Genomic DNA, 21323 nt, shown 5'->3' with positions numbered 1-21323 from the left:
AATCGATTGTGAATAGTGAAACTATCATACGCGGCGGAAAACAAAAGCGCGTCACGCGGTTCAGGAAAAAACCTCGTGTTTACCCGCCGTTACGTTTTTCTTCGCACAATCCCACACAATGCCCCTTTGCAAGCGGCGATTAAATAGTATAAATACGCATTATCTTTCTATTTCACTTCATGGAAACTCTCCTTGAAACGTCGTCTGCTCATTCTTGCCGCACTTTGTGCGTCAGCGCTTCCTGCTGCCCAGGCCGCGCAAACTTCTGCGAACCCGGCTTTTGCGTCCGATGTCGTCGATCGATACGCCAACCATATCTTTTATGGCAGCGGCGCCACCGGTATGGCGTTAGTGGTGATAGACGGCAACCAGCGCGTATTCCGCAGCTTCGGCGAAACGCGCCCTGGCAGCAACATCCATCCACAGCTGGACTCGGTTATTCGTATCGCCTCATTGACCAAGCTGATGACCAGCGAAATGCTGGTGAAATTACTCGATCAGGGCGTAGTCAAATTAAACGATCCGCTGAGCAAATATGCCCCGCCGGGCGCAAAGGTACCGACGTATCAGGGCTCGCCGATCACGCTGGTCAACCTGGCGACCCACACCAGCGCCCTGCCGCGCGAACAACCGGGCGGCGCGGCGCATCGTTCCGTGTTTGTCTGGCCAACCCATAGCCAACGCTGGAGCTGGCTGTCTACCGCCTCGCTGAAGACCGCGCCTGGGTCTCAGGCCGCCTACTCCAACCTGGCCTTCGACCTGCTGGCCGATGCGCTCAGCACCGCGGCTGGCAAGCCCTATACCCAGCTGTTTGAAGAGCAGATCACCCGTCCGCTGGGGATGAAAGACACCACCTTTACCCCATCGCCGGATCAGTGCCAACGCCTGATGGTGGCGGAAAAAGGCGCCAGCCCCTGCGGCAATACGCTGGCGGCGATCGGAAGCGGCGGCGTCTACTCCACGCCGGGCGACATGATGCGCTGGATGCAACAGTTCCTGTCGTCTGATTTCTACACCCGCAACCAGCAGGCGGATCGCATGCAGACGCTCATCTATCAGCGTAGCCAGCTTACGCGGGTGATTGGTATGGATGTGCCGGGCAAGGCGGACGCGCTGGGCATGGGTTGGGTCTATATGGGGCCGAAAAAAGGGCATCCGGGGATCATCCAGAAAACCGGCGGTGGCGGCGGCTTTATTACCTATATGGCGATGATTCCACAGCATAACGTGGGGGCATTTGTGGTGGTCACCCGCTCTCCGCTCACGCGTTTTGTGAACATGAGCGACGGGATTAACGACCTGGTCAGCGAGCTGAGCGACAATAAATCGCGGCTGGTTCCGTCATCCTGACTCCGTCAATACTCAAGGGGTAAGCGATGTATGCGCACAAGCTTACCCTTATCCATCTCGATGTAGTTTCCCTGCCGCAGCGCCGACAGCACTTCGGCAATCACCGAGCGCGAAATACGCGTGCGCTGCTGGATATAGCTCATTACTCCGACGCTGGCCCGTAGCGATGACTCCCATTTCTGCATGGAATGCAGCGACTCGCGAATTTGGCTATAGGAACTGCGGCCGACCAGCTGGATATCCCGCGTTTCCACCACCCGATACTGCCAGCTCAGCCAGCAAAACGCCGCCTGCCAGAGTTGATGTTGTTCTATCAACGCCGCGCCTTTTTCAACATCCAGCTGATAGCCGTCGCAGGGCGATAACGCGGTAAGCTGATAGTCCGCCACGCCGGGAAATTGCAGACAAGGAAGCCCAAGAATCAGCGGCGCGGGGGAGATCCCCACCAGCAACTCCTGCTGCACTCTTGAGATTTTGACCGCCCCATGGCTGATCACGGTGATTTTTGCGTCGTCTGCGTTCGACAGAAGAAGGGTGCGTTGCGCCGCCAGGGAAAATGCTTTCGCGTCAGCGGCGAAGATTTTATCCAGAACAGCAAATGCCGATAACGGTTTAACAGCCAGCATTAATGAGTCACATCCTGTGTTAAAAGAAATGTCCGTTATAAAACCCGTGGATATAATCATCCATTTATACTGCAAGAGATCTCAATTATTCTATATAAAAAGATTAAATATGGACAGTGGTTTATACCACCCACAGAAAAACACAAATAATCAACAAGTTACAATTACACCATTTACCTGGGTAATATACTACACAGACGAATCACTCAATAATATATATGTCATTATTTATTATTACTGACTTACCTATTTCCCGTAGTGAATTGACACGCGTGATGGTAATGAAAAACATAAGCACCACTTTAGTGAAACACTTTATCCATAAATCAGGTAAACTCCTGGACATCGACCCAACAACATCAGGCCTCCTATGACAAACTTGATCGATCGTCCCCGTCGCCTGCGCAAATCCGCTGCGCTGCGCGCCATGTTTGAAGAGACAACGCTGACCTTAAACGATCTGGTGTTGCCTATTTTTGTTGAAGAAGAAATCGATGACTACAAGGCCATCGAGGCGATGCCGGGCGTCATGCGCATTCCTGAGAAACACCTGGCGCGCGAGATTGAACGTATCGCTAACGCCGGGGTCCGTTCCGTGATGACCTTTGGCATTTCACACCATACCGACGCCACCGGCAGCGACGCCTGGAAAGAAGAAGGTCTGGTCGCGCGTATGTCGCGCATCTGCAAACAGACCGTACCGGAAATGGTCGTGATGTCGGATACCTGCTTTTGCGAGTACACCTCCCACGGTCACTGCGGCGTGCTGTGCGATCACGGCGTCGATAACGATGCCACCCTGATTAACCTCGGCAAGCAGGCCGTGGTGGCCGCCGCCGCGGGCGCGGATTTTATCGCGCCCTCTTCGGCAATGGACGGTCAGGTTCAGGCAATTCGCCAGGCGCTGGACGCGGCAGGCTTTACCGATACCGCCATCATGTCCTACTCCACTAAGTTCGCCTCCTCGTTTTACGGTCCGTTCCGTGAAGCGGCGGGCACTGCGCTGAAAGGCGATCGTAAAACCTATCAGATGAACCCGCTAAACCGCCGTGAAGCGATCCGCGAATCGCTCCTGGATGAAGCCCAGGGCGCAGACTGCCTGATGGTCAAACCGGCTGGCGCCTATCTGGATATTCTGCGCGACATCCGCGAGCGCACCGAGCTGCCGCTGGGCGCTTATCAGGTGAGCGGCGAATACGCGATGATCAAATTCGCCGCCATGGCGGGCGCCATTGATGAAGAGAAAGTGGTTCTGGAAAGCTTGGGCGCGATCAAGCGTGCTGGCGCCGATCTTATCTTCAGTTACTTCGCGCTGGATCTGGCCGAGAAAAAGATCCTCCGTTGATGCCATTCGGGCGGGAGTTTCCTCCCGCTCTCATCCCCGATAAAACAGCCTGTCGCCTGATATTGTGTCGGTATGCCAGTTGTCGTTATCCGACTCATTGCGCCGTCAGATTGCGAACAAGAAACAGCCTTCCCCGGCGTTTTGACAACCTGGGGTTACGCGTTGTGATGAGAAAAAGAAACGGACGCCATGCCATAGACACCTCCTGCGAAACACCTTTTCAGCGTGTGCGCGCAGGCCAAATACTGCTATCAGCTAAAAGACATAACCAATCCCCTGTTCTTACTATAACCGCGCAGAGCGCACTCGCCAGCTCAAAGCCTTAACATATGTAAGTAAATTTTTCTTAACACATAAAATTCCAGATAAATACGCAGAAGTCAGACCATTTTATTGGTTATCTCACCAGTGACGCACATAATCCACCACCCTAAAGGGCAACTTTCAATATAAAACACCATTCAGTAACAGCAAAGCATTGCTCCTTTGCTGCAAGGAACGCATTCATGCAAAAGAAATACCTCGTTATGCTGATCCAGACAGCATTACTTTCCGGACTACCCGTTGTTTCCACCTCTGCGGCACAGTGCACCCCTGCCAGCGGCAACGTATCGTGTACTGGTACGGGCATGGTTGCGGGCAACATCGGCAACGGACGCAACACCAGCAACACGACCATTACCGTCGAGGCTGGCGTGGTGCTGGATGGCGGCAACGCGCCCGCCATCAGCCTGAACGATAGCAACACCATCACCGTAAACGGCACGGTGCAAAACAGCGCGCCTTCGAGCTCCAGCGGCCTGCTCAACGCAGGGGCCAATACTATTGAAGTGATCTCCAACAGCAACATCACCATTGAGCAAGGCGGCAAAGTGCTGGCCAACGGCACCTCAGGCAATGCTGAGGCGATCAACGTGATGGGGTTCGGCAACACCATTACCAACCGCGGCACCATTCAGAGTAGCGGAAGTTCGGCCGCGCTGTGGTTCGAGGATGATGAAGGACGCTACGGTCCCCCCACGGCCAAAAACCGCGTGGAAAACTTCGGCGTCATCGCCCGTGGAACCGCCCAGACCAGCACCGCGTCAGTATTCGGCACCAGCTCCCGTTCCGGCGGCGCCGGGATCGTCTTCGTCAACCACACCAACAGCAAAGTCATCGGCAGCCTGGCCTTTGGCCAGGGCGATGACGATCTTGAGTTCTACAGCAACTCGCTGGTGACCGGAAACATTAACGGCGGCGGCGGTGTGAATCGCCTGACACTTAACGGTTCAACCCATTCCCGCGATACGCTGCGCGGCGATATCTCCAACTTCACGACCCTCGATAAAAACGGCGAGGGGCGCTGGGATGTCACCGGCGCGCTGAACGGCTTTACCGTGGTCAGCGTTAACCAGGGAACCCTGGGACTGTCAGGGGATAACACCCGCTATACCGGGCAGTTAGTGATAAACCCAGAGGGCAATAACGATCCGACCGCCACCGTCGAGGCGCCAGCGCGCAGCCTGCCGGTACGCCCTGGCAACAATACCAACAACGTCGTCAACAACGGGATCTTGCGCCTGACCCAGGATAAAAATGAAACCTATGTCGGGCAAATCACCGGCAGCGGCCAGCTGATTAAAACCGGCCAGGGCACCCTGACGCTCAACCCGCAGGCGCCGGACGGCAATCTGTGGCGCGGCGGCACCACTATCCAGCAAGGGGCCATCGCCTTAAGCAAGGATAATCAGCTTGGCGCCGCCAACAGCGCGCTGACCCTGGACGGCGGCGGCCTTATTTTCAATAACCCGGTCGATCTTGCCGCCAGCCGCAGCCTCACGGTCACCGGCAACAACGGTTTTATTGATACTCAGGCCAACAGCACCAACGTGGCCCAGGCGATTAACGGCACCGGCACGCTGAGCAAGCGCGGCAGCGGTATGCTAAATATCACAGGCCAAAACCGCGATCGCTGGAGCGCTAACGTCGAACAGGGCATTCTCAATGTCGATGGCGCGATGGCGGGCAACGTGACCGTACAGAGCGGCGCCCTGCTGACCGGGAGCGGCAGCGTCGGTAACACAACGCTTAACACGGGTTCAACCCTGATTGTTGGTAGTTCCGCCGCGCCATCCGCCGCCGGGCCGCACCAGTTCACCGTCAATGGCGCCATACAAAATAATGGTACCCTGCAACTGTACCGTGAAAATGACAGCACGCTAACGAACAGACTGCAAATTAACGGCGACTATCACGGCGGCGACGGCAGCCTGCTGAAAATGAACACCCTGCTTGCCGGGGACCACGCCCCTTCCGATCTGCTGGCGATTACCGGCAGCACCAGCGGTAAAACCGGCGTGTCTATCAGCAACGTCGGGGGACACGGCGAACAGGCGCTGAACGGTATTAAGGTGATTGACGTCAAGGGCAACTCCAGCAGCCAGGCGTTCTTTCAGCAGGAGCGAATCGCGGCAGGGGCGTACGATTACTTCCTGACGCAGAAAGGCAAAAACTGGTACCTGACGAACCACGTTGAGGGTGTGGATGCGGAAGATCCAGATACCCCTGACGCGTTATCCGACCCAGAGGATACGCCGGAGTTTACCGGCAAAAAAGCGTATCGACCGGAAATCGGCGGCTATCTGGCCAACCTGCAGGCAGCCAATACGCTGTTCACCCTGACGCTTGACGATCGCGAAGGCGGTACTGAATACCTTGATCCGGTCAGCGGCGAAATCAAAAAAACGTCGATGTGGCTGCGCCAGGAAGGGGGTCATAACCGCTTCTCCGCCGCCGAAGGTCAGGTGAAAACCCAGGCCAACCGTTACGTTGTACAGCTTGGGGGAGAGATAGCCAACGGCAGCTTTAGCGAAACCGACCGCTGGGACGTCGGCGTGATGGCGGGCTATGCCAACCAGCAGGCCAACAGTCACTCCACCCTGACCGGATACCGGGCACGCTCGAAGATCGATGGCTATAGCGCGGGCGCCTATGCGACCTGGTTTGAGCAGGCGCAGGCGAAAACGGGCTGGTACGTGGACAGCTGGGCCCTGTATAACTGGTTCGATAACAGCCTCAGCAGCCCGGAGCAACCGGGAGAAAGCTGGAAGAGCCGCGGCGTGACCGCGTCGCTGGAGACCGGTCATATTTCGCAGCTGGCGCAGTATCAACGTACCTCGCTGTATCTACAGCCGCAGGCTCAGGCCGTCTGGATGGGCGTCAAAAATGCGCATGACCTGACGGAAGCCAACGGGACTAAAGTGCAGGACGTCAATAACGGTAATATCCAGACTCGCCTCGGCGTGCGCCTGTACCTGAAAGGCCACTCGGCGCTGGACGACGGTAAGTCCCGTGAGTTCAAACCTTACGTGGAGGCCAACTGGCTGCACAATACCGAGCGTTACGGCGTCCGTATGGATGGGGAAACCGTCTCTGTCGACGGCGCACGCAATATTGCGCAGCTCAAACTCGGGGTACAGGGACAAATCACGCCATCCCTTAACATCTGGGGCGGTACGGCCGTACAAATTGGCGACAACAGCTACAGCGATGCATCCGCCATGCTGGGCGTAAAATACCGCTTTTAAATAATCCGCTGCGGGCTATTTTTCTTTCACAATAGCCCGCATGACTATTTCACCACTTCTTTTTTGTTTAATTTTAAATTTATCCATTATCCAAATTTAAATTTTACAGCCAATTACATCGATGAAATGTAATTTATCTTTGAATGCTGGTATATTTGCCACGTTCATTCTTTTATGGTTTTCTGTACGCTGTCTTTCCCTGAAACGTTGTTAACTTTCTGGAAATATTCCTGGAGTTTTTATTATGGCCCTGGACTATATTGCTCTCGCAATTATGGTTGTGGTATTCCTCATTCTCTTCTACGGCATTATTGTTATTCATGACATCCCCTATGAGATCGCCAAACGGCGCAATCACCCTCACCAGGATGCGATTCATTACGCCGGTTGGGTGAGCCTGTTTACATTGCATGTCATTTGGCCATTCCTGTGGATTTGGGCCACTCTGTGGCGCGAAGACCGCGGTTGGGGGATGCATAGAATGGCGGCTGAGCAGCATGACATGCATCATCAGATGACCTCTCTGCTGGCGCAGGTTGACGAGTTAAAAAATGAAGTCAAAAAACTGAAAGCCAAGCCTGAAACAACATCTTCCCAGTCATCAGTGGAAGAGGAAAAATAATGGAAACGCTATTACTTCTTAGCTATACAGCTCTCTGCGTCGCGATATTTAAGATTTTTCGCATTCCGCTGAATAAATGGACAGTACCGACCGCCGTGCTCGGTGGCGTTATTTTCGTCGGTCTGGTCATTCTGGTGATGAACTTTAACTATCCGTTTAGCGAAACGGGGAAACAGGCCTACAGAACCGTGCCGATTGTTTCTCAGGTTCGCGGCATTGTCATCGACGTTCCGGTAAAACCGAACGTGATGTTGCAAAAAGGCGATGTGCTCTATCGCATCGATCCAACGCCGTTCCAGGCGCGGGTTGACGATCTGCGCGCGCAGGTCAAGGAAGCCAGCCAAAACGCATTATCACTGGACGCTGAGCTGAATCAGGCTCAGGCCGATCTGGGCAAATCGGTCGCCGACCGGGACCAGATGCAACGTGAATATGCCCGTTTTGCCGAAGGTCATGCCAAAGGCGCGTATTCCGATCAGGACGTCGATACCCGGCATCAGAACTGGAAAGCCAGCGAAGCCGCCGTTGCCGCCGCTAAAGCCAAAGTTAAGCAGGCGCAAAACAACCTGAACTCGGTGGTCAATGGTGAAAATACCAAAGTGGCCTCACTGTTGGCACAACTGCGTCGGGCGGAATTCCAGCTCGAAAGCGCCACGGTGCGCGCGCCATCGGACGGTTACGTCAGCATGGTCGGTCTGCGTCCTGGCACCATGTCCACCTCGTTGGGCCTGATGCCGGTGATGACTTTCGTGCCGACAGATCAGGAGCAGTACACCTACGTGGCGGCTTTTCGTCAAAACTCTACCCAGCGTCTGAAGCCGGGTTACCAGGCCGAGCTGATGTTCCCGTCCATTCCTGGCACGGTATTTAGCGCAGAGATTATTGAAGTACTTCCGGCAATTGGCGAAAGCCAGTTTCAGGGCCAAGGGCAACTGCTAACCACCGCTGACGTGGGTAAGCAGGGACGCGTCCTGGTGCTGGTGAAGTCGACCGACCCGCGGCTGGTCGATTACCAACTGCCGAAGGGTACGCAGGTGGAGGTGGCTATCTACTCCGGCTACTTCAAAGAGCTGGCGCTGATTCGTAAAATCCTCATCCGTATGAAGAGCTGGCAAAACTATATTTTCCTCGATCACTGATCCTTTTCCCCTCCTGCCCGTCAGGAGGGGTTTGCCTTATCCCGATTCTCCCCACCCGGCATGAATGACGGCAGACCGCAAATACGGTCGCGCCCGCTATTTTTAGCCTCATACAGGGCCGCATCCGCGTCGCTCATCAGTTCGGACAGTGAACGCTGCCAGCCGACCGATACGCCAAAGCTTGCGGTTATCTGAAACGGCTCGCCGTTTGGCCCCTGGAAGGCCAGCTTGCGAATTTCATTCTGAATACGCTGCGTGTAGCCCGCCGCGCTCTCATGCCCCTGAGCGCGGAACATCACCGCGAACTCCTCTCCGCCGAGACGGCCGATAACATCGCCCGGTCGGCTAAAGGTTTTAAGCATTGTCGCCAGCCGAACCAGCACTTCATCGCCCGTCGGGTGTCCCCAGGTGTCGTTAATCGATTTAAAGCGATCGACATCCAGCATGATGAACCAGGCCGGAAAATGGCGGCTGGCCTGCGCGAGCAGCGCGGTGGCCCGCGCATCAAAAGCCCGGCGGTTAAACAGGTGTGTGAGCGGGTCTTCTTCCGACTGTCGCTTCAGGGTCCTGCTCAGTCGGGTCTGCTCCTGCAGTTTGTCCCCCAGCGCGCCCAGCGAAGAGAACAGCTCCTGCACTTCTTCCGCGGTGCTATCATCCATGGGGGCGTCGAGCTGCTTGCCGGCAAGAATAGCGACGGCAATATCGTTCAGACGCAAAATCGGCCGCAGCACGCGGGCGCGGATATACAAAATCATCCCCGTCACCAGGGCATACAGCATAAGCAGGATTGCGGTCACCATCAGCAGGTGCAGCAGCGCCTCGCGCTCGGCGCTCACGTAATGCTTTTTCACCCCCGTCAGGTAGGTGTTGAGCAGTTCATCAAACGCGTTCACGCTGGCGTGATAGCGAAGCGCAAAGGTATCGGCATTGACGGCGTACGGCTCGCCGTTGACGCTCTGCGCCTGGAGTGTCTTGATAAGCGTCACGCCCTGTGCTTCAAAAATCTGCCGGGTGCTCTCCAGTTGCTGCGCGAAACCGGGAAGATAGCTGGTTTCATCGCCCTGGGTGCGTAACAGCCACCACAGCACGGTAATACGCTCCATCCCCCGGCTGACAGCCTCAATGTTTTGCAGCGGCAGCGGCGTTTGCGTCGCCAGCGGCACCAGAAGCTGCGACCCCAGACGTCCGGCGGCGTCACGCAGTTCGCCCAGCGACTGCGCGCGCAGGATAGGCCCCAGCGCCGACGGCTCCAGCAGCAAAAATGCCGACGTATGGCGAAACAGCGCTTCATGGTAAAAATCGGTCGCCGCCACCATGCCGTTAATGGTTTGCTGCGCCTCGACGGGGTCCGTCAGGGTATGGGCTCGAAACGCGTCCACCCGCAGACGGGAGCGTTCGAGCTCGTCAAGCGTGGCTTTCAGTAGCGCAGGGGACAGTAAATTCGCCGGTATCTTGTTGATATCGCTGTTGGTGGTCTGGCGGCTTTTCTCCAGCGCCTGCCAGGCGTCTTCTTTTTCGCCGACGGTGCTCAGCACCAGTTCGTTAGCATAGGCGCGTTCACCGGCCAGATCGTTTGAAACCTGTAAGGCGTGATAAAAATCATCGAATTGGGAGACGTTATTATGCGCGCTCTTCCACGCCGACCAGGAGCTGGAAAGCAGCCACCAGGATAACAAGGAGGTTAAGAAGAGAACGATCGCCGCTACGCTCCACAGGTAGCGCAGCACGTTTGAGGAGGGTGCCGTTTTTTTTATCGTTTTCATTACGTCCTGAATCCGTCGCGGCAAAAAGAGCACAATTTTCCATTATAACGGCTATTTTCGTACTCTCTTGCCGGATGGTGCCTACAGCCGCGTGATGCGCCGCGCCGCCAGCTCAAGCGTTATCAGCTCACCGCTGCGGATACCGTCTACTGCAGCCCCCATCTCACACAGCCAGGCGATAGCGGACTGGCGCGCCAGAATGGCGCCGTGGGACAACGCGCTGCCTGCCCGCAGGCAGATGCCGTTGACCCGGTCTGCGTCGAGCTGCAGTACCGTGGAGGGAAAGATATCGTCCGCCACAAGAATAGCCGATGCCGGAATATCGGCAAGCGAGGGCGGCGTTGTCCCCTGCAGGTGGCACAGCGAACGGTGCAGGATGTCGTCGATATCGATATAGCGCGCCTGCAGGTACGGATCGTCAAGCTCGCGATACTGCTGGCTCAATCCGCTCAGCACGTGATGCCAGGCCCACGGTGCGCAGCACTGCTCCGCACGGATAACCTCGCAGGCGGCGTCATAGAGCTCAGGGTCGTCAAGCAGCGTGTGGTGCCCGGAAAAAATCGCCGCGATATCCTCCGAAAATTTCGTCTCCGCCAGCGCGGTCAGCGCGCTCAGATCCGCAAGCGTCAGCGCGATGGCCTGCTGCAAACGCTGCTGTTCCCGGGCAGAATCGGAACAGGACTGGCGCTCAGGGAGAGCCAGCTGCGGCACGTTTGTCCACGCCTGGCCTGTCACCGGGTCGGCAACCGGCTTCCCGGCAGAGGCGTCGTTGCCCGGCGCAATCTCCTCGCCAAAATGGCTGGCCGCCAGCGCGTCAAACGCCGCCAGCGCCAGAGGGGTATCAGGACCGCGTGCCAGCAACCGCAGCGTGTCGTTGCAGCGCACCTGCAGCAGCGCAATCTGGTTGATGCTGTCCGGTTTGACGCATTTTCCGCCCTTTTCCAGCACCAGGTCGGCGTCAAAACCGGCCAGCGCCGCCACCAGCTTTGACGCCGGACGCACATGCAAACCGTTGGGATTTTTCACCACCACGCTCAACGACTGCGCATCCCCCTCTTCGACCGACAGCGCCGCTGGCGACGGCGCAGGCGATAGCGATGGTAACCCCAGCTGTACGCGTTTCGCTTCCAGTGCGTTCATCGCGTCGTCGATCACTTTCTCAATACCGGCGCCGGAAGCGGCGCTGACGGTCGCCGCCAACGTGCCCTCCACCAGCGGCGCAGCGCATAAGCGCACCTTGTCGGCGATCGCCGGATCGAGTAGATCGAGCGCCGTTTCCGCGCTCAACAGCGCGCTGCCGATATCCATCATCACCAGAACGTGGTCAGCGTCCGCCACCGATTCGATAGCCTCCATGACCTTGATGGGATCGGTGCCGATCGGGTTTTGCGGATCGTCAATGCCAGCGGCGATAGCAAGCTTGCAGCCATCGTCCATCAGCATCTGCCGGGCCAGCTCCCCGACGCCCTGGCCCAGTTGGGCGCTATGAGAAACAATTACCAGGTTTACCATCGCCTTTTCCTTACTCTCTTGCCGCCGCGGTCAGCATCTGCATCATAAACAACGCCGACGTTGCGCCCGGATCCTGATGGCCGATGCTGCGTTCGCCGAGATAGCTTGCCCGGCCTTTGCGCGCCTGCATCGCAATGGTGGCATGGGCCGCCGCTTCCGCCACGCCGGTAGCGGCCTGTAGCGCATCGGCAACTGACAGGTGCTGCTCGCTGGACTGGCGCAGCGATTCCACGACCGGCAGCCAGACGTCGCACATGGTTTTGTCGCCAGGCTCCGCTTTCCCGCGGTTAATCACGCCTTCCGCCCCTTCGCGCATCATCTGATACAGCTCCACCAGCGTCAGGCTCTGGTGCGCCTGCGCGCTTTGGGCGGCGCGAATGAAAAAGGTGCCGAACAGCGGGCCGCTGGCGCCGCCGACGTTGGAGAGCAGCACCATGCCGGTATTTTTCAGGATAAAGCCAATATCCTTGTCGGCGATGGACGGCAGTTTTTCGACCACCTTGCTGAAACCGCGGCGCATATTCAGGCCGTGATCCGCATCGCCAATCTCTTTATCCAGCCCGGTGAGGAAATCACACTGCTGATTGAAGACATCGCCGCAGCGGTACAGCCAGTCCACGACCTGTTCCCGATTCAATGACATCGTTAAGCTCCTTAAATTAGTGGCCCCAGCGCAGCGCGGGCGTATCGACCGGGGCGTCCCACAGCGCCAGCGTTTCATCGTCAACCTTCAGCAGGGTGATGGAGATCCCGGCCATATCCAGCGACGTGCAGTAGCTGCCGATAAGATTACGTTCAATGACGATCCCCGCCTGCTGGCAGCGACGCTCCAGTTGGTGATAAACGCCGTAGAGTTCGGACAGCGGCGTTGCGCCCAGGTTATTGACCAGCGCGATGACGCGATCGCCCCGCTGCAACGGCTGTTTTGACTGCGCGACGTCGAGCCAGACACCCTGCGCCGAATCCCACTGGCGCAGCGTGCGGTGATACGCGCCGTTTTCCAGCAGGGTGTCGAACATCTCATCCACCGTGGTATCCAGGGTGGTGAACTTACGGCGGTCAATGCCCGGCTCGCCGTGAATGCCGACGCCGAATTCCATCTCATTGTCATTCAGTTCAAAAGAAGGCTTACCGGCTGCGGGTACCGTACAGGCGTGCAGGGCGATGCCGATGGAGTGCCCTTGATTATTCAACTTACGCCCAAGCGCCGCGCAGGCTTCCAGCGAATCACCCCGCTCGGCGGCGGCGCCGATCAGCTTCTCCAGCAGGACGGTATTGGCCACGCCGCGGCGGCCTGCGGTATAGAGGCTATCTTTTACCGCCACGTCGTCGTCGACGACCACGGTCGTGACCTTCACGCCGCTTTCGTGCAGTAATTCCGTTGCGGTTTCAAAGTTAAGAATATCGCCGGTGTAGTTTTTGATGATCAGCAGGACGCCTTCGCCGCCGTCAATGCGCATCGCGCACTCAAACATTTTATCCGGCGTGGGCGAGGTAAAAATCTCCCCCGGGCAGGCGCCTGACAGCATTCCCTTGCCGATAAACCCGCAGTGCATCGGTTCGTGGCCGCTGCCGCCACCGGACAGCAGCGCGACTTTTCCCGCCACCGGCGCATCGGCGCGGGTGACGTACACCGGGTCCTGATGCAGCGTCAGCGAAGGGTGGGCTTTCGCCAGACCAGCAAGTTGTTCGTTCAGTACGTCATCCACACGGTTGATCAGTTTTTTCATTGTTAATGCTCCGTCGGAGGGTTGTAGGGTTATCGGAAAAGGTCATCGCCGATGAAATGATTCTGAATGAGTTGGCGCAAAAAAAAATGCCGCGAAAACAGGTTTCAATAAGGAACGTTAACAATGAAAAACGTTTCACAATGGAACGTTTTTTACGGCAAAAACGGCAAAGTGAGATCCATGGCGGCTTTATTGACGCCCGCCCCACCAACCCGCTTCACCGTTAAAAAACCGGTTTTTCCCCTCGCCTGTGCCATGCGTGGGGATATCTTCAGCAGCAACGCTCCCCGGGTGCCGGGATTTCCCCAAAAGTGACCGATCGGGATCGCAATCCTGATGCTTCGTGTGGATTTACGTTCCACAATGGAACATATTATTTTCCTTGGCGTTCCATTTAAGAACAAAAACGATAACGGTTTTTTTGTCGACAGCGCCCCCTACAGTAATGGCACCGCTTCGGTATCGCTCTGCAACCTGCTGACTACGCCGGTTCAGAGCAGAATATGCAACCATGTACTCTTGAGGGGTGACCAGAATGCTGAAAGTAATTCAATCTCCGGCTAAGTATCTTCAGGGGCCAGATGCCTCCGCGCTGTTCGGTCAGTACGCCAAAAATCTGGCAGAGAATTTCTTCGTCATTGCCGATGATTTTGTGATGAAACTGGCGGGCGAAAAAGTGCTAAACGGCCTGCATGAACACGACATTGCCAGCCACGCCGAGCGCTTTAACGGCGAATGCAGCCATGTGGAAATTAAGCGCCTGATGGCAATCCTTGAGCAAAAAGGCTGCCGCGGCGTGATCGGCATCGGCGGCGGGAAAACGCTGGATACCGCCAAGGCTATCGGCTATTACCAGAATCTGCCAGTGGTCGTGGTGCCGACGATTGCCTCCACCGATGCGCCCACTAGCGCGCTGTCGGTTATCTACACTGAGGCGGGCGAGTTTGAAGAGTACCTCATCTATCCGAAAAACCCGGATATGGTGGTGATGGACACGGCGATTATCGCCAGGGCGCCAGTGCGCCTGCTGGTCGCCGGGATGGGCGATGCGCTCTCCACCTGGTTTGAAGCCAAAGCCTGCTACGACGCCAGAGCCACCAGCATGGCGGGCGGTCAGTCAACGGCGGCAGCCCTGAGCCTGGCGCGCCTGTGCTATGACACGCTGCTTGCCGAAGGGGAAAAAGCGCGGCTGGCGGCGGAAGCCGGGGTGGTGACCGACGCGCTAGAGCGTATTGTTGAAGCCAATACCTACCTGAGCGGCATCGGCTTTGAAAGCAGCGGCCTTGCGGCAGCGCATGCGATCCATAACGGCTTCACGATCCTCGAAGAGTGTCACCACCTGTACCACGGCGAAAAAGTGGCGTTTGGCACGCTTGCCCAACTGGTGCTGCAAAACAGCCCACTGGAAGAGATTGAAACCGTGTTGGCGTTCTGCGAAAACGTCGGGCTGCCGGTCACCCTCGCGCAGATGGGGGTCACTGAGGACATTGCACAAAAAATTCAGGCAGTGGCGCAAGCCACCTGCGCCGAAGGGGAAACCATTCACAACATGCCGTTCCCGGTCACCGCACAGAGCGTGTATGCCGCGGTTCTGACGGCGGACCGTCTGGGACAGCGCTGGCTGGCGCGTTAACCTGCGTCGCCATCAGTTCCCGCCCCACCCCCGTGGGGCGGGCGTTACCGCATAACAGGAGAACCGTGATGGCGAGCGACAACCAGGGTGCTGACAACGAAGTCTCGGCGTTTATCGCCCAGTCCTGGCACCGCTGCGAGAAATTTATGCAGCGGGAAACCTGGAGTGCGCCGCACCAGGCCCAGGGGCTGACCTATGAGTCCATATGCCGTCGAAAAACGACGCTGCTGACCATCGGTCAGGCCGCGCTGGAAGACGCCTGGGAATATATGGAAGAGCGCCCCTGCGCACTGTTTATCCTCGATGAATCCGCCTGCATTCTCAGCAGTTCCGGTTCCCCCATCACGCTGAATCAGCTGGATAGCCTCGGCTTTAAGCCCGGAAGCTACTGCGCGGAAAGCATTATCGGCAGCGCGGCGCTCTCGCTTGCTGCCCTGCTCGGCCAGCCGGTCAAAACCTCAGGCGACCAGCATTTCAAGCTGGCGCTCTCGCCGTGGTCGTTTTGCTCCACGCCAGTCTTTGATAACCATGGGCGACTGTTTGGCTCCATCGCCCTGTGTTGCCTGCGCGAACATCAGGCGCCCTCCGACCTTTCGCTGACGCTGGCTATCGCCCGAGAAGTCAGCAACGCCCTGCTCACCGACACCCTGCTGATAGAATCGAACCGCCATCTCAACCAGATGTACGGCCTGCTTGAAAGCATGGACGACGGCGTGATGACCTGGAACGAACAGGGCATTTTGCAGTTTATTAACGTTCAGGCGGCGGCTCTGCTGCGCCTGGATCCGCAGGCAAGCCACGGTAAAAACCTCAACGAACTGGTGACTCTCCCGGCGCTCCTGCGCCGGGCGATTAAGCAGGCGCGCGGGCTAAAGCACGTCGAGGTCACGTTCGAAAGCCAGCACCAGTTTATCGACTCGGTGATCACGCTAAAACCGATCGTCGAGGAACAGGGCAACAGCTTTATTCTGCTCCTGCACCCGGTCGAGCAGATGCGCCAGCTGATGACCAGCCAGTTGGGCAAGGTCAGCCATACCTTTGAGCAGATGTCCGCGGACGATCCGCAGACCCGACGGCTGGTAGCCTTTGGCCGCCAGGCGGCGAGAGGCAGTTTTCCGGTGCTGCTGTGCGGTGAAGAAGGGGTAGGCAAAGAGCTGCTAAGCCAGGCGATTCATAATGAAAGCGAGCGGGCCAGTGGCCCTTATATCGCCGTAAACTGCCAGCTTTACGCCGACAGCGCGCTGGGACCCGATTTTATGGGTAGCGCGCCGACCGACGACGAAAAAGGGCAGCTTAGCCGCATGGAGCTTGCCCACGGCGGCACGCTGTTTCTGGAAAAAATCGAATATCTGGCGCCGGAACTGCAATCGGCGCTGCTGCAGGTGATTAAACAAGGCGCGCTGACCCGGCTGGATGCGCGACGGCTGATTCCGGTCGATATCAAGATCATCGCCACCACGACGGTCGACCTGGCGAACCTGGTGGAGCAGAACCGCTTTAGCCGCCAGCTTTACTACGCGCTGCACGCGTTCGAGATTGTCATTCCGCCGCTACGCGAACGGCGCGACAGCATTCCTGCGCTGGTGCAGACCCGGCTCAGACGCCTTGAGAAACGCTTTTCCTCCAGCCTGACGCTGGAGGACGATGCGCTGGCGCAGCTCACCGCCTACTCATGGCCGGGAAATGATTTTGAGCTCAACAGCATCGTGGAAAACCTCGCCATCAGCAGTGAAAACGGCCATATCCGTTTACGCCACCTGCCGGAATACCTGTTCACCGAACGCACCGGACTGGAGAGCGCAACCGGCCCGCTCCCCACCAGCCTGACGATTGCCGGGCGAGAAAAAGAGGCGATTATCCACGCCGCCCGCGTGACCGCAGGCCGGGTACAGGAGATGTCGCAGTTGCTGAACATTGGGCGTACGACTCTGTGGCGAAAAATGAAGCAATACGGCATCGATGCCGGGCAGTTTAAGCGGACGCATCCGGAGTAAAATGCAAGATACGTTCTGTCCCACAAATGCGTATCCAGTCAGACCCCGTTTCATCGTCAAGCACACGCAACGACCGGGTTGTTTTTTATGGACTAAGAAAAATCTTAAGAATCCACTCAAAATCATCGAAAAAAAATTTTTTATTAAAAAAAAATTTAACACACATAAAGAAATCTAATCTATTCCGCCTCTGTTTTTACTACTGTTTTTAGCCCGCAGCTTTAAATCGATGTAACAGCTGTTTGAAATATCACATACGCAGCCAATGTTTGACATACTTCACAACAATTTACCGCTATCTATTTTGAATACCTAAACATTTAAACCTATTATTCAAAAATAAATATCAATAAGCTTTATGTTTTAAATTTCGACTAAAAAACATATAAATAATCATCTACAACAATCTATATTACTCCATGATTTCATTAGATAGTTTCATTTATTGCAAAGACCAGTTCTTTGCTACCGGTTTAGCTGAGGTTATACCGAATGGCTTGGCTCAAGGCACCTTCACCTTCTTTGATAACGAATATATACTCGAATATGGCGCAAGAGAGTCTATCCACGCAACACCAACACAACCCATTATCTTTATCGATAATGATCTGGATTATTATGCATTACAGATATTAACAAAAGATTCAAATTTGTTGTTAATAAGTAAAAAGTGCAAACTAAGCGAGATTTTGACCTCGCTCCTACTTTTTAAAAAGAAAGACGCGTATAAAGTTGGCCTGTCGTTAAGCCAAAGTGAACTACAGGTGTTAGAATGTTTAATAAGAGGTGCGACGATAGAGCAAATGGTGGCTACATTAAAAAGGAATGAAAAAACAATCTACGCTCACCGTAATGCCATCATCAAAAAGTTAAACCTTAAAAACCGTAATGCGCTATACCGTCTAAAAACATGGGCCGACATCTTCAAATAGTTTCTCACTCACTTATCATTTAAATGATCACACTTCATGTTCCAATAAAAAACGCCAGCTATACTGGCGTTTTTCCATAAAACTCTAGTGCTTACCCTTGTTTCGAAGAACGGGTTCCTTTATCATCGGAGTTTCGAGGATTTTAAGCTCAACAAAATAGTGTTTTCCCATAATCATACCATTCCCTAACCAGTCAACATTTCTTGAACGAAACAAGAATGCATATTGTTCTCTGATGAACTGATGATTACTGCTGTCAAAGACGTTATATCCGAACTGAGTGACCGACCTGGCGGTGATCGGATTTGCGCTTTCCATCTGGTAAAACACCTTCACCGTACTGAGGAAATTTGGCGCATACTCTGCCACCATCAGCTTGATACGCGCCTGGTAGGCGGTCCATGACTCCCCTTTTATCCTCTCAAGATTTCCTGCCAGAATGGCATAAAGCTGAGCGGTAGCCTGCGCGATGGCGATGTGTGTTTTCACATCCTGTTCGAACCTCAGTTGATTGAACACTTTTTCAACCTGCGGTTTCGCCGGTGTTGCAGAACTGCTTTTGCCTTCCTTATCACCCCGGTTAACGACCTCCGTTTTTTTCGCCTCCACTTTGGACGTCGCTGGGGCATCCTGTAAATATATTGTGTTGTCGATATTATTAAATAAGGTAGAAATAAGGTATACCGAGCAGGCGGTTTGCCGGGCAGGCATATCCTGATTGACTAACAGTGATAGCGTACCGTCGTTCCTGGCCAGCGTCTGTGGGTTAATGTTTTTCTTCAACAGTATCTCATTAACATCCTGTTGAGATTTATCACCGCGCGCTAAATCGCACACCAACGACATCACCCCATCATCACGCTGACCGTTGACCAGCGGTGTCATTTTAAGCAGCGTGTCAGTAATAATATTCCACGCTGGCATACTGACTGTTGTCACCTGGAAATTGCTGGTTGCAGACATCGCCTGACTGCAGGCCAAAAAAAGCAGGCCGCCAACTGCGGCCTGAAAACGACTAAAGAACACCATGTATATAATTACTCCAGGATATTAATCGTGATACGACGATTTTTTGCCAGGCACGCCACAACCGCTGGGGTTGTTTTTCCAGGACACACGACGACAGGCTGCGAATCCCCCATTCCCCGGGTTTCTATTACCGTCTCCGAAATCCCTTCCTCCACAAAGAGATTTTTCACGGCATCTGCGCGCGCCAGCGATAACGCATTGTTTTTTTCGCGACTGCCAATACGGTCGGAATGCCCTGTAATTACCACCTGTTTCACCGGTACATTTTTCTTTTTCAGTTTGGCAATCATTTGCCGTATTTCAGTTTCCCCTTCACGACTGAGCGTTGCGCTGCCAAAACCAAAAAGACTTTCAGCAGCAAGCGTTTTATCTATCTGGTGAGTGACAGGTTTTACCGTTGCGGCATTTAATGCATCCAGACACCCTTCCGGCTTATAAAAGAAACTCTGCGCTTTCATATCGTTATCAAATAAAACTTTATATTGACAAGTCAACACGGACTTGTCTGCCCGGGAAAAGTGAAAAATATAATCCCACTCCTTAACCCGAATCATGCCCTCTTTGAAATGCGGTACGCCGATAAGCTCATAAAGCTGATCTTTTGTCATCCCCGGTTTAACCTGCCGGAGATTATCAAGGTTGACGAAACTCCCTTCAGGGCGCACGGCAGAAGCTACATCGGGAAACACGGGTTTGACCGTTTTCCCCTGGGAATCAACATCACTGACTGAACGTGTGCAGGCACTCAGCAACATTAAGCTGGCAATCAGAGAGAGACCGTAAATACATTGATAGCGCTTTAACATAGTTATTTATCCATTCAACTCTTTCAGAACCCCGGGCAATTTGCCCGGGTATGATTTACCACTGATAACCCACGCCGATAGCCGCGCCTACATCACCTTTACTGTTTGTGGTTCCTGAAAGTTTTGTGACCCATTTACCGTTATCCGAAATAGTAGAGACCCCTAGCGCAACCGCCGATTGTCCCTGGTAAGTCCCTCCGCCAAGCCCTACCATGCTGCCGCCAGCGGAGTAGGGTTGAGGTAAGGCTGCCATCGCCATCGCCCCCGCAATACCTGCACTCAGCTTATCGTTGTTATCGTCAACGGTATTTTTCAGGTCATTAAAGCGCTTATCGGTGTACTGATTGGCGCTGCTAATCCCTTTATTCAGCTGATTCAGGTTGACGGCATCCGTTCCTTGCGTCCCGGCAGCAACGTTAGCAATCTGACGCTCGTTCCCTACCGAACCGACAGACACCGTATTTGCCCGGTCGGCGACGGAATCGCTCCCCAGCGCAACGCTGTTGTTTGCCGTGGCTTTTGAACGCGTACCTAATGCAGTGCTGTTGTTTCCGGAAGCTTCAGCGCCTGCGCCACCCGCAACAGCATCATTCCCCGTCACCGTCGGCTTGGAGAGGTTGCTGGAGTTATTCACCTGGAACATACCGTCTTTACCGTTTGAGATATTATTCTCGGTGTTCACGATGCTAACGATGTCCCCTGTGGCCGAACGCAGCTGCGCCAGGTTTACCGCATCGGTGTCCTCTGTGCCTGCCGCAACGTTAGTCATCTGACGCTCATTACCCTGAGAACCAACAGACACGCTATTAGCGCGATCCGCGACAGATCCTGCGCCCAGCGCTACCGAATTATCCGCCGTGGAAGCGGCGCCATTACCCATCGCCACCGAGTTATTCCCCGATGCATTCGTTCCCTGCCCGATGGCAACCGCATCGGTACCCTGTGCATCTGCCGCCGTTCCTGTCGAATTGATTTTGACGTAACGGTTGGTGTTCTCGACGTTAGTCACCCGGGAATCAAGGTTGCTGACGTTCTGGTTGGTGGCATACAGTTGCGAACCGTTCACCGCATCCGTGCTGGTGGAAGACAGTGTCCCCGCCGCCACATTGGTTATCTTATTCACCGTTGTCCCGCCATGGCTTGCGCTATAGGCGCCGAGGGAGGAATCCCAAAGCAACGCATCCTGCTGCAATGATCCGACGGCGGTATTGATGGTGTTCAACGCTGAATTGGTGGCATAAAGCTGAGAACCGTTGACCGCATCCGTACTGGT

The 21323-nt window shown here is 55.2% G+C and carries 17 protein-coding genes; 9 read left to right on the top strand and 8 right to left on the bottom strand.

Annotated elements, in window-relative coordinates:
• Window positions 1-192: 192 nt before the first annotated feature.
• Window positions 193-1350 (top strand): D-alanyl-D-alanine-carboxypeptidase/endopeptidase AmpH, encoded by a 1158-nt coding sequence (ampH, locus tag JO226_RS08225; protein WP_293547087.1) that lies wholly within the window; start codon window positions 193-195, stop codon window positions 1348-1350.
• A gap of 5 nt (window positions 1351-1355) precedes the next feature.
• On the opposite strand, the gene JO226_RS08220 is transcribed toward ampH, so the two are convergent.
• Window positions 1356-1976 (bottom strand): helix-turn-helix domain-containing protein, encoded by a 621-nt coding sequence (locus JO226_RS08220; protein WP_293547085.1) that lies wholly within the window; start codon window positions 1974-1976, stop codon window positions 1356-1358.
• Window positions 1977-2346: 370 nt separating this feature from the next.
• On the opposite strand from JO226_RS08220, the gene hemB reads away from it, so the two are divergent.
• The 4 genes from hemB (at window position 2347) to JO226_RS08200 (ending at window position 8651) form a co-directional block, all read left to right on the top strand.
• Complete coding sequence (hemB, locus tag JO226_RS08215; RefSeq protein ID WP_293547083.1) at window positions 2347-3321, top strand: porphobilinogen synthase; 975 nt, start codon at window positions 2347-2349, stop codon at window positions 3319-3321.
• Between the two features lie 506 nt (window positions 3322-3827).
• Entirely contained in the window at window positions 3828-6890 is a 3063-nt protein-coding gene (locus tag JO226_RS08210) for an autotransporter outer membrane beta-barrel domain-containing protein (protein WP_293547081.1), read from the top strand.
• A gap of 244 nt (window positions 6891-7134) precedes the next feature.
• The gene (locus tag JO226_RS08205; RefSeq protein WP_293547078.1) at window positions 7135-7512 is read left to right on the top strand and encodes a DUF3302 domain-containing protein; all 378 of its coding nucleotides are present in this window, start codon (window positions 7135-7137) and stop codon (window positions 7510-7512) included.
• The gene (locus JO226_RS08200) at window positions 7512-8651 is read left to right on the top strand and encodes an HlyD family secretion protein (protein WP_293547075.1); all 1140 of its coding nucleotides are present in this window, start codon (window positions 7512-7514) and stop codon (window positions 8649-8651) included. Before JO226_RS08205 ends, JO226_RS08200 begins: the two co-directional genes overlap by 1 nt.
• Window positions 8652-8671: 20 nt before the next feature.
• On the opposite strand, the gene JO226_RS08195 is transcribed toward JO226_RS08200, so the two are convergent.
• The 4 genes from JO226_RS08195 to dhaK all read right to left on the bottom strand — a co-directional run bounded on the left by JO226_RS08195 (window position 8672) and on the right by dhaK (window position 13656).
• Entirely contained in the window at window positions 8672-10414 is a 1743-nt protein-coding gene (locus JO226_RS08195) for a GGDEF domain-containing protein (protein ID WP_293547072.1), read from the bottom strand.
• Between the two features lie 81 nt (window positions 10415-10495).
• A complete protein-coding gene (dhaM, locus tag JO226_RS08190) occupies window positions 10496-11926 on the bottom strand; it encodes a dihydroxyacetone kinase phosphoryl donor subunit DhaM (protein ID WP_293547069.1) in 1431 nt (476 codons plus the stop codon).
• 10 nt (window positions 11927-11936) lie between these two features.
• The gene (gene dhaL, locus JO226_RS08185; RefSeq protein ID WP_293547067.1) at window positions 11937-12569 is read right to left on the bottom strand and encodes a dihydroxyacetone kinase subunit DhaL; all 633 of its coding nucleotides are present in this window, start codon (window positions 12567-12569) and stop codon (window positions 11937-11939) included.
• A 16-nt stretch (window positions 12570-12585) separates the two neighbouring features.
• Window positions 12586-13656: a dihydroxyacetone kinase subunit DhaK gene (gene dhaK, locus JO226_RS08180; RefSeq protein ID WP_293547064.1), complete on the bottom strand. Its 1071-nt coding sequence runs from the start codon at window positions 13654-13656 to the stop codon at window positions 12586-12588.
• 123 nt (window positions 13657-13779) lie between these two features.
• Between dhaK and JO226_RS08175 the strand changes: the two genes are divergently transcribed.
• The 4 genes from JO226_RS08175 (at window position 13780) to JO226_RS08160 (ending at window position 18215) form a co-directional block, all read left to right on the top strand.
• Window positions 13780-13971 (top strand): hypothetical protein, encoded by a 192-nt coding sequence (locus JO226_RS08175; protein ID WP_293547061.1) that lies wholly within the window; start codon window positions 13780-13782, stop codon window positions 13969-13971.
• Window positions 13972-14191: 220 nt separating this feature from the next.
• Window positions 14192-15289 carry a glycerol dehydrogenase gene (locus JO226_RS08170; RefSeq protein WP_293547058.1) on the top strand — a complete coding sequence of 366 codons (1098 nt, stop codon included), beginning with the start codon at window positions 14192-14194 and terminating at the stop codon, window positions 15287-15289.
• A gap of 68 nt (window positions 15290-15357) precedes the next feature.
• On the top strand, window positions 15358-17283 hold the full coding sequence (dhaR, locus tag JO226_RS08165) for a dihydroxyacetone kinase operon transcriptional regulator DhaR (RefSeq protein WP_293547055.1): 1926 nt from the start codon (window positions 15358-15360) through the stop codon (window positions 17281-17283).
• Window positions 17284-17702: 419 nt separating this feature from the next.
• Window positions 17703-18215 carry a helix-turn-helix transcriptional regulator gene (locus tag JO226_RS08160; protein ID WP_293547052.1) on the top strand — a complete coding sequence of 171 codons (513 nt, stop codon included), beginning with the start codon at window positions 17703-17705 and terminating at the stop codon, window positions 18213-18215.
• An 84-nt stretch (window positions 18216-18299) separates the two neighbouring features.
• Here JO226_RS08160 and JO226_RS08155 read toward each other — a convergent pair whose 3' ends face one another.
• The 3 genes from JO226_RS08155 to JO226_RS08145 all read right to left on the bottom strand — a co-directional run.
• The gene (locus tag JO226_RS08155) at window positions 18300-19244 is read right to left on the bottom strand and encodes a hypothetical protein (protein ID WP_293547049.1); all 945 of its coding nucleotides are present in this window, start codon (window positions 19242-19244) and stop codon (window positions 18300-18302) included.
• Between the two features lie 8 nt (window positions 19245-19252).
• The gene (locus JO226_RS08150) at window positions 19253-20050 is read right to left on the bottom strand and encodes an OmpA family protein (protein WP_293547046.1); all 798 of its coding nucleotides are present in this window, start codon (window positions 20048-20050) and stop codon (window positions 19253-19255) included.
• Window positions 20051-20105: 55 nt separating this feature from the next.
• The coding region (locus JO226_RS08145; RefSeq protein ID WP_293547043.1) for a YadA-like family protein at window positions 20106-21323 on the bottom strand (1218 nt) is incomplete at its 5' end.

Source organism: Pluralibacter sp. (assembly GCF_019237635.1).
Lineage (GTDB): Bacteria > Pseudomonadota > Gammaproteobacteria > Enterobacterales > Enterobacteriaceae > Enterobacter_B.
Note: the sequence above shows the minus strand (reverse complement) of the source record. Positions and strands in the feature narration are given on the sequence as shown.

Bases quoted from the DNA above. Each gene is read 5' to 3' on its own strand.
- JO226_RS08220 (WP_293547085.1), bottom strand. From the start codon at position 1,976: ATGCTGGCTGTTAAACCGTTATCGGCATTTGCTGTTCTGGATAAAATC.
- hemB (WP_293547083.1), top strand. From the start codon at position 2,347: ATGACAAACTTGATCGATCGTCCCCGTCGCCTGCGCAAATCCGCTGCG.
- JO226_RS08210 (WP_293547081.1), top strand. From the start codon at position 3,828: ATGCAAAAGAAATACCTCGTTATGCTGATCCAGACAGCATTACTTTCC.
- JO226_RS08205 (WP_293547078.1), top strand. From the start codon at position 7,135: ATGGCCCTGGACTATATTGCTCTCGCAATTATGGTTGTGGTATTCCTC.
- JO226_RS08200 (WP_293547075.1), top strand. From the start codon at position 7,512: ATGGAAACGCTATTACTTCTTAGCTATACAGCTCTCTGCGTCGCGATA.
- JO226_RS08195 (WP_293547072.1), bottom strand. From the start codon at position 10,414: ATGAAAACGATAAAAAAAACGGCACCCTCCTCAAACGTGCTGCGCTAC.
- dhaM (WP_293547069.1), bottom strand. From the start codon at position 11,926: ATGGTAAACCTGGTAATTGTTTCTCATAGCGCCCAACTGGGCCAGGGC.
- dhaL (WP_293547067.1), bottom strand. From the start codon at position 12,569: ATGTCATTGAATCGGGAACAGGTCGTGGACTGGCTGTACCGCTGCGGC.
- dhaK (WP_293547064.1), bottom strand. From the start codon at position 13,656: ATGAAAAAACTGATCAACCGTGTGGATGACGTACTGAACGAACAACTT.
- JO226_RS08175 (WP_293547061.1), top strand. From the start codon at position 13,780: ATGAAAAACGTTTCACAATGGAACGTTTTTTACGGCAAAAACGGCAAA.
- JO226_RS08170 (WP_293547058.1), top strand. From the start codon at position 14,192: ATGCTGAAAGTAATTCAATCTCCGGCTAAGTATCTTCAGGGGCCAGAT.
- dhaR (WP_293547055.1), top strand. From the start codon at position 15,358: ATGGCGAGCGACAACCAGGGTGCTGACAACGAAGTCTCGGCGTTTATC.
- JO226_RS08160 (WP_293547052.1), top strand. From the start codon at position 17,703: ATGATTTCATTAGATAGTTTCATTTATTGCAAAGACCAGTTCTTTGCT.
- JO226_RS08155 (WP_293547049.1), bottom strand. From the start codon at position 19,244: ATGGTGTTCTTTAGTCGTTTTCAGGCCGCAGTTGGCGGCCTGCTTTTT.
- JO226_RS08150 (WP_293547046.1), bottom strand. From the start codon at position 20,050: ATGTTAAAGCGCTATCAATGTATTTACGGTCTCTCTCTGATTGCCAGC.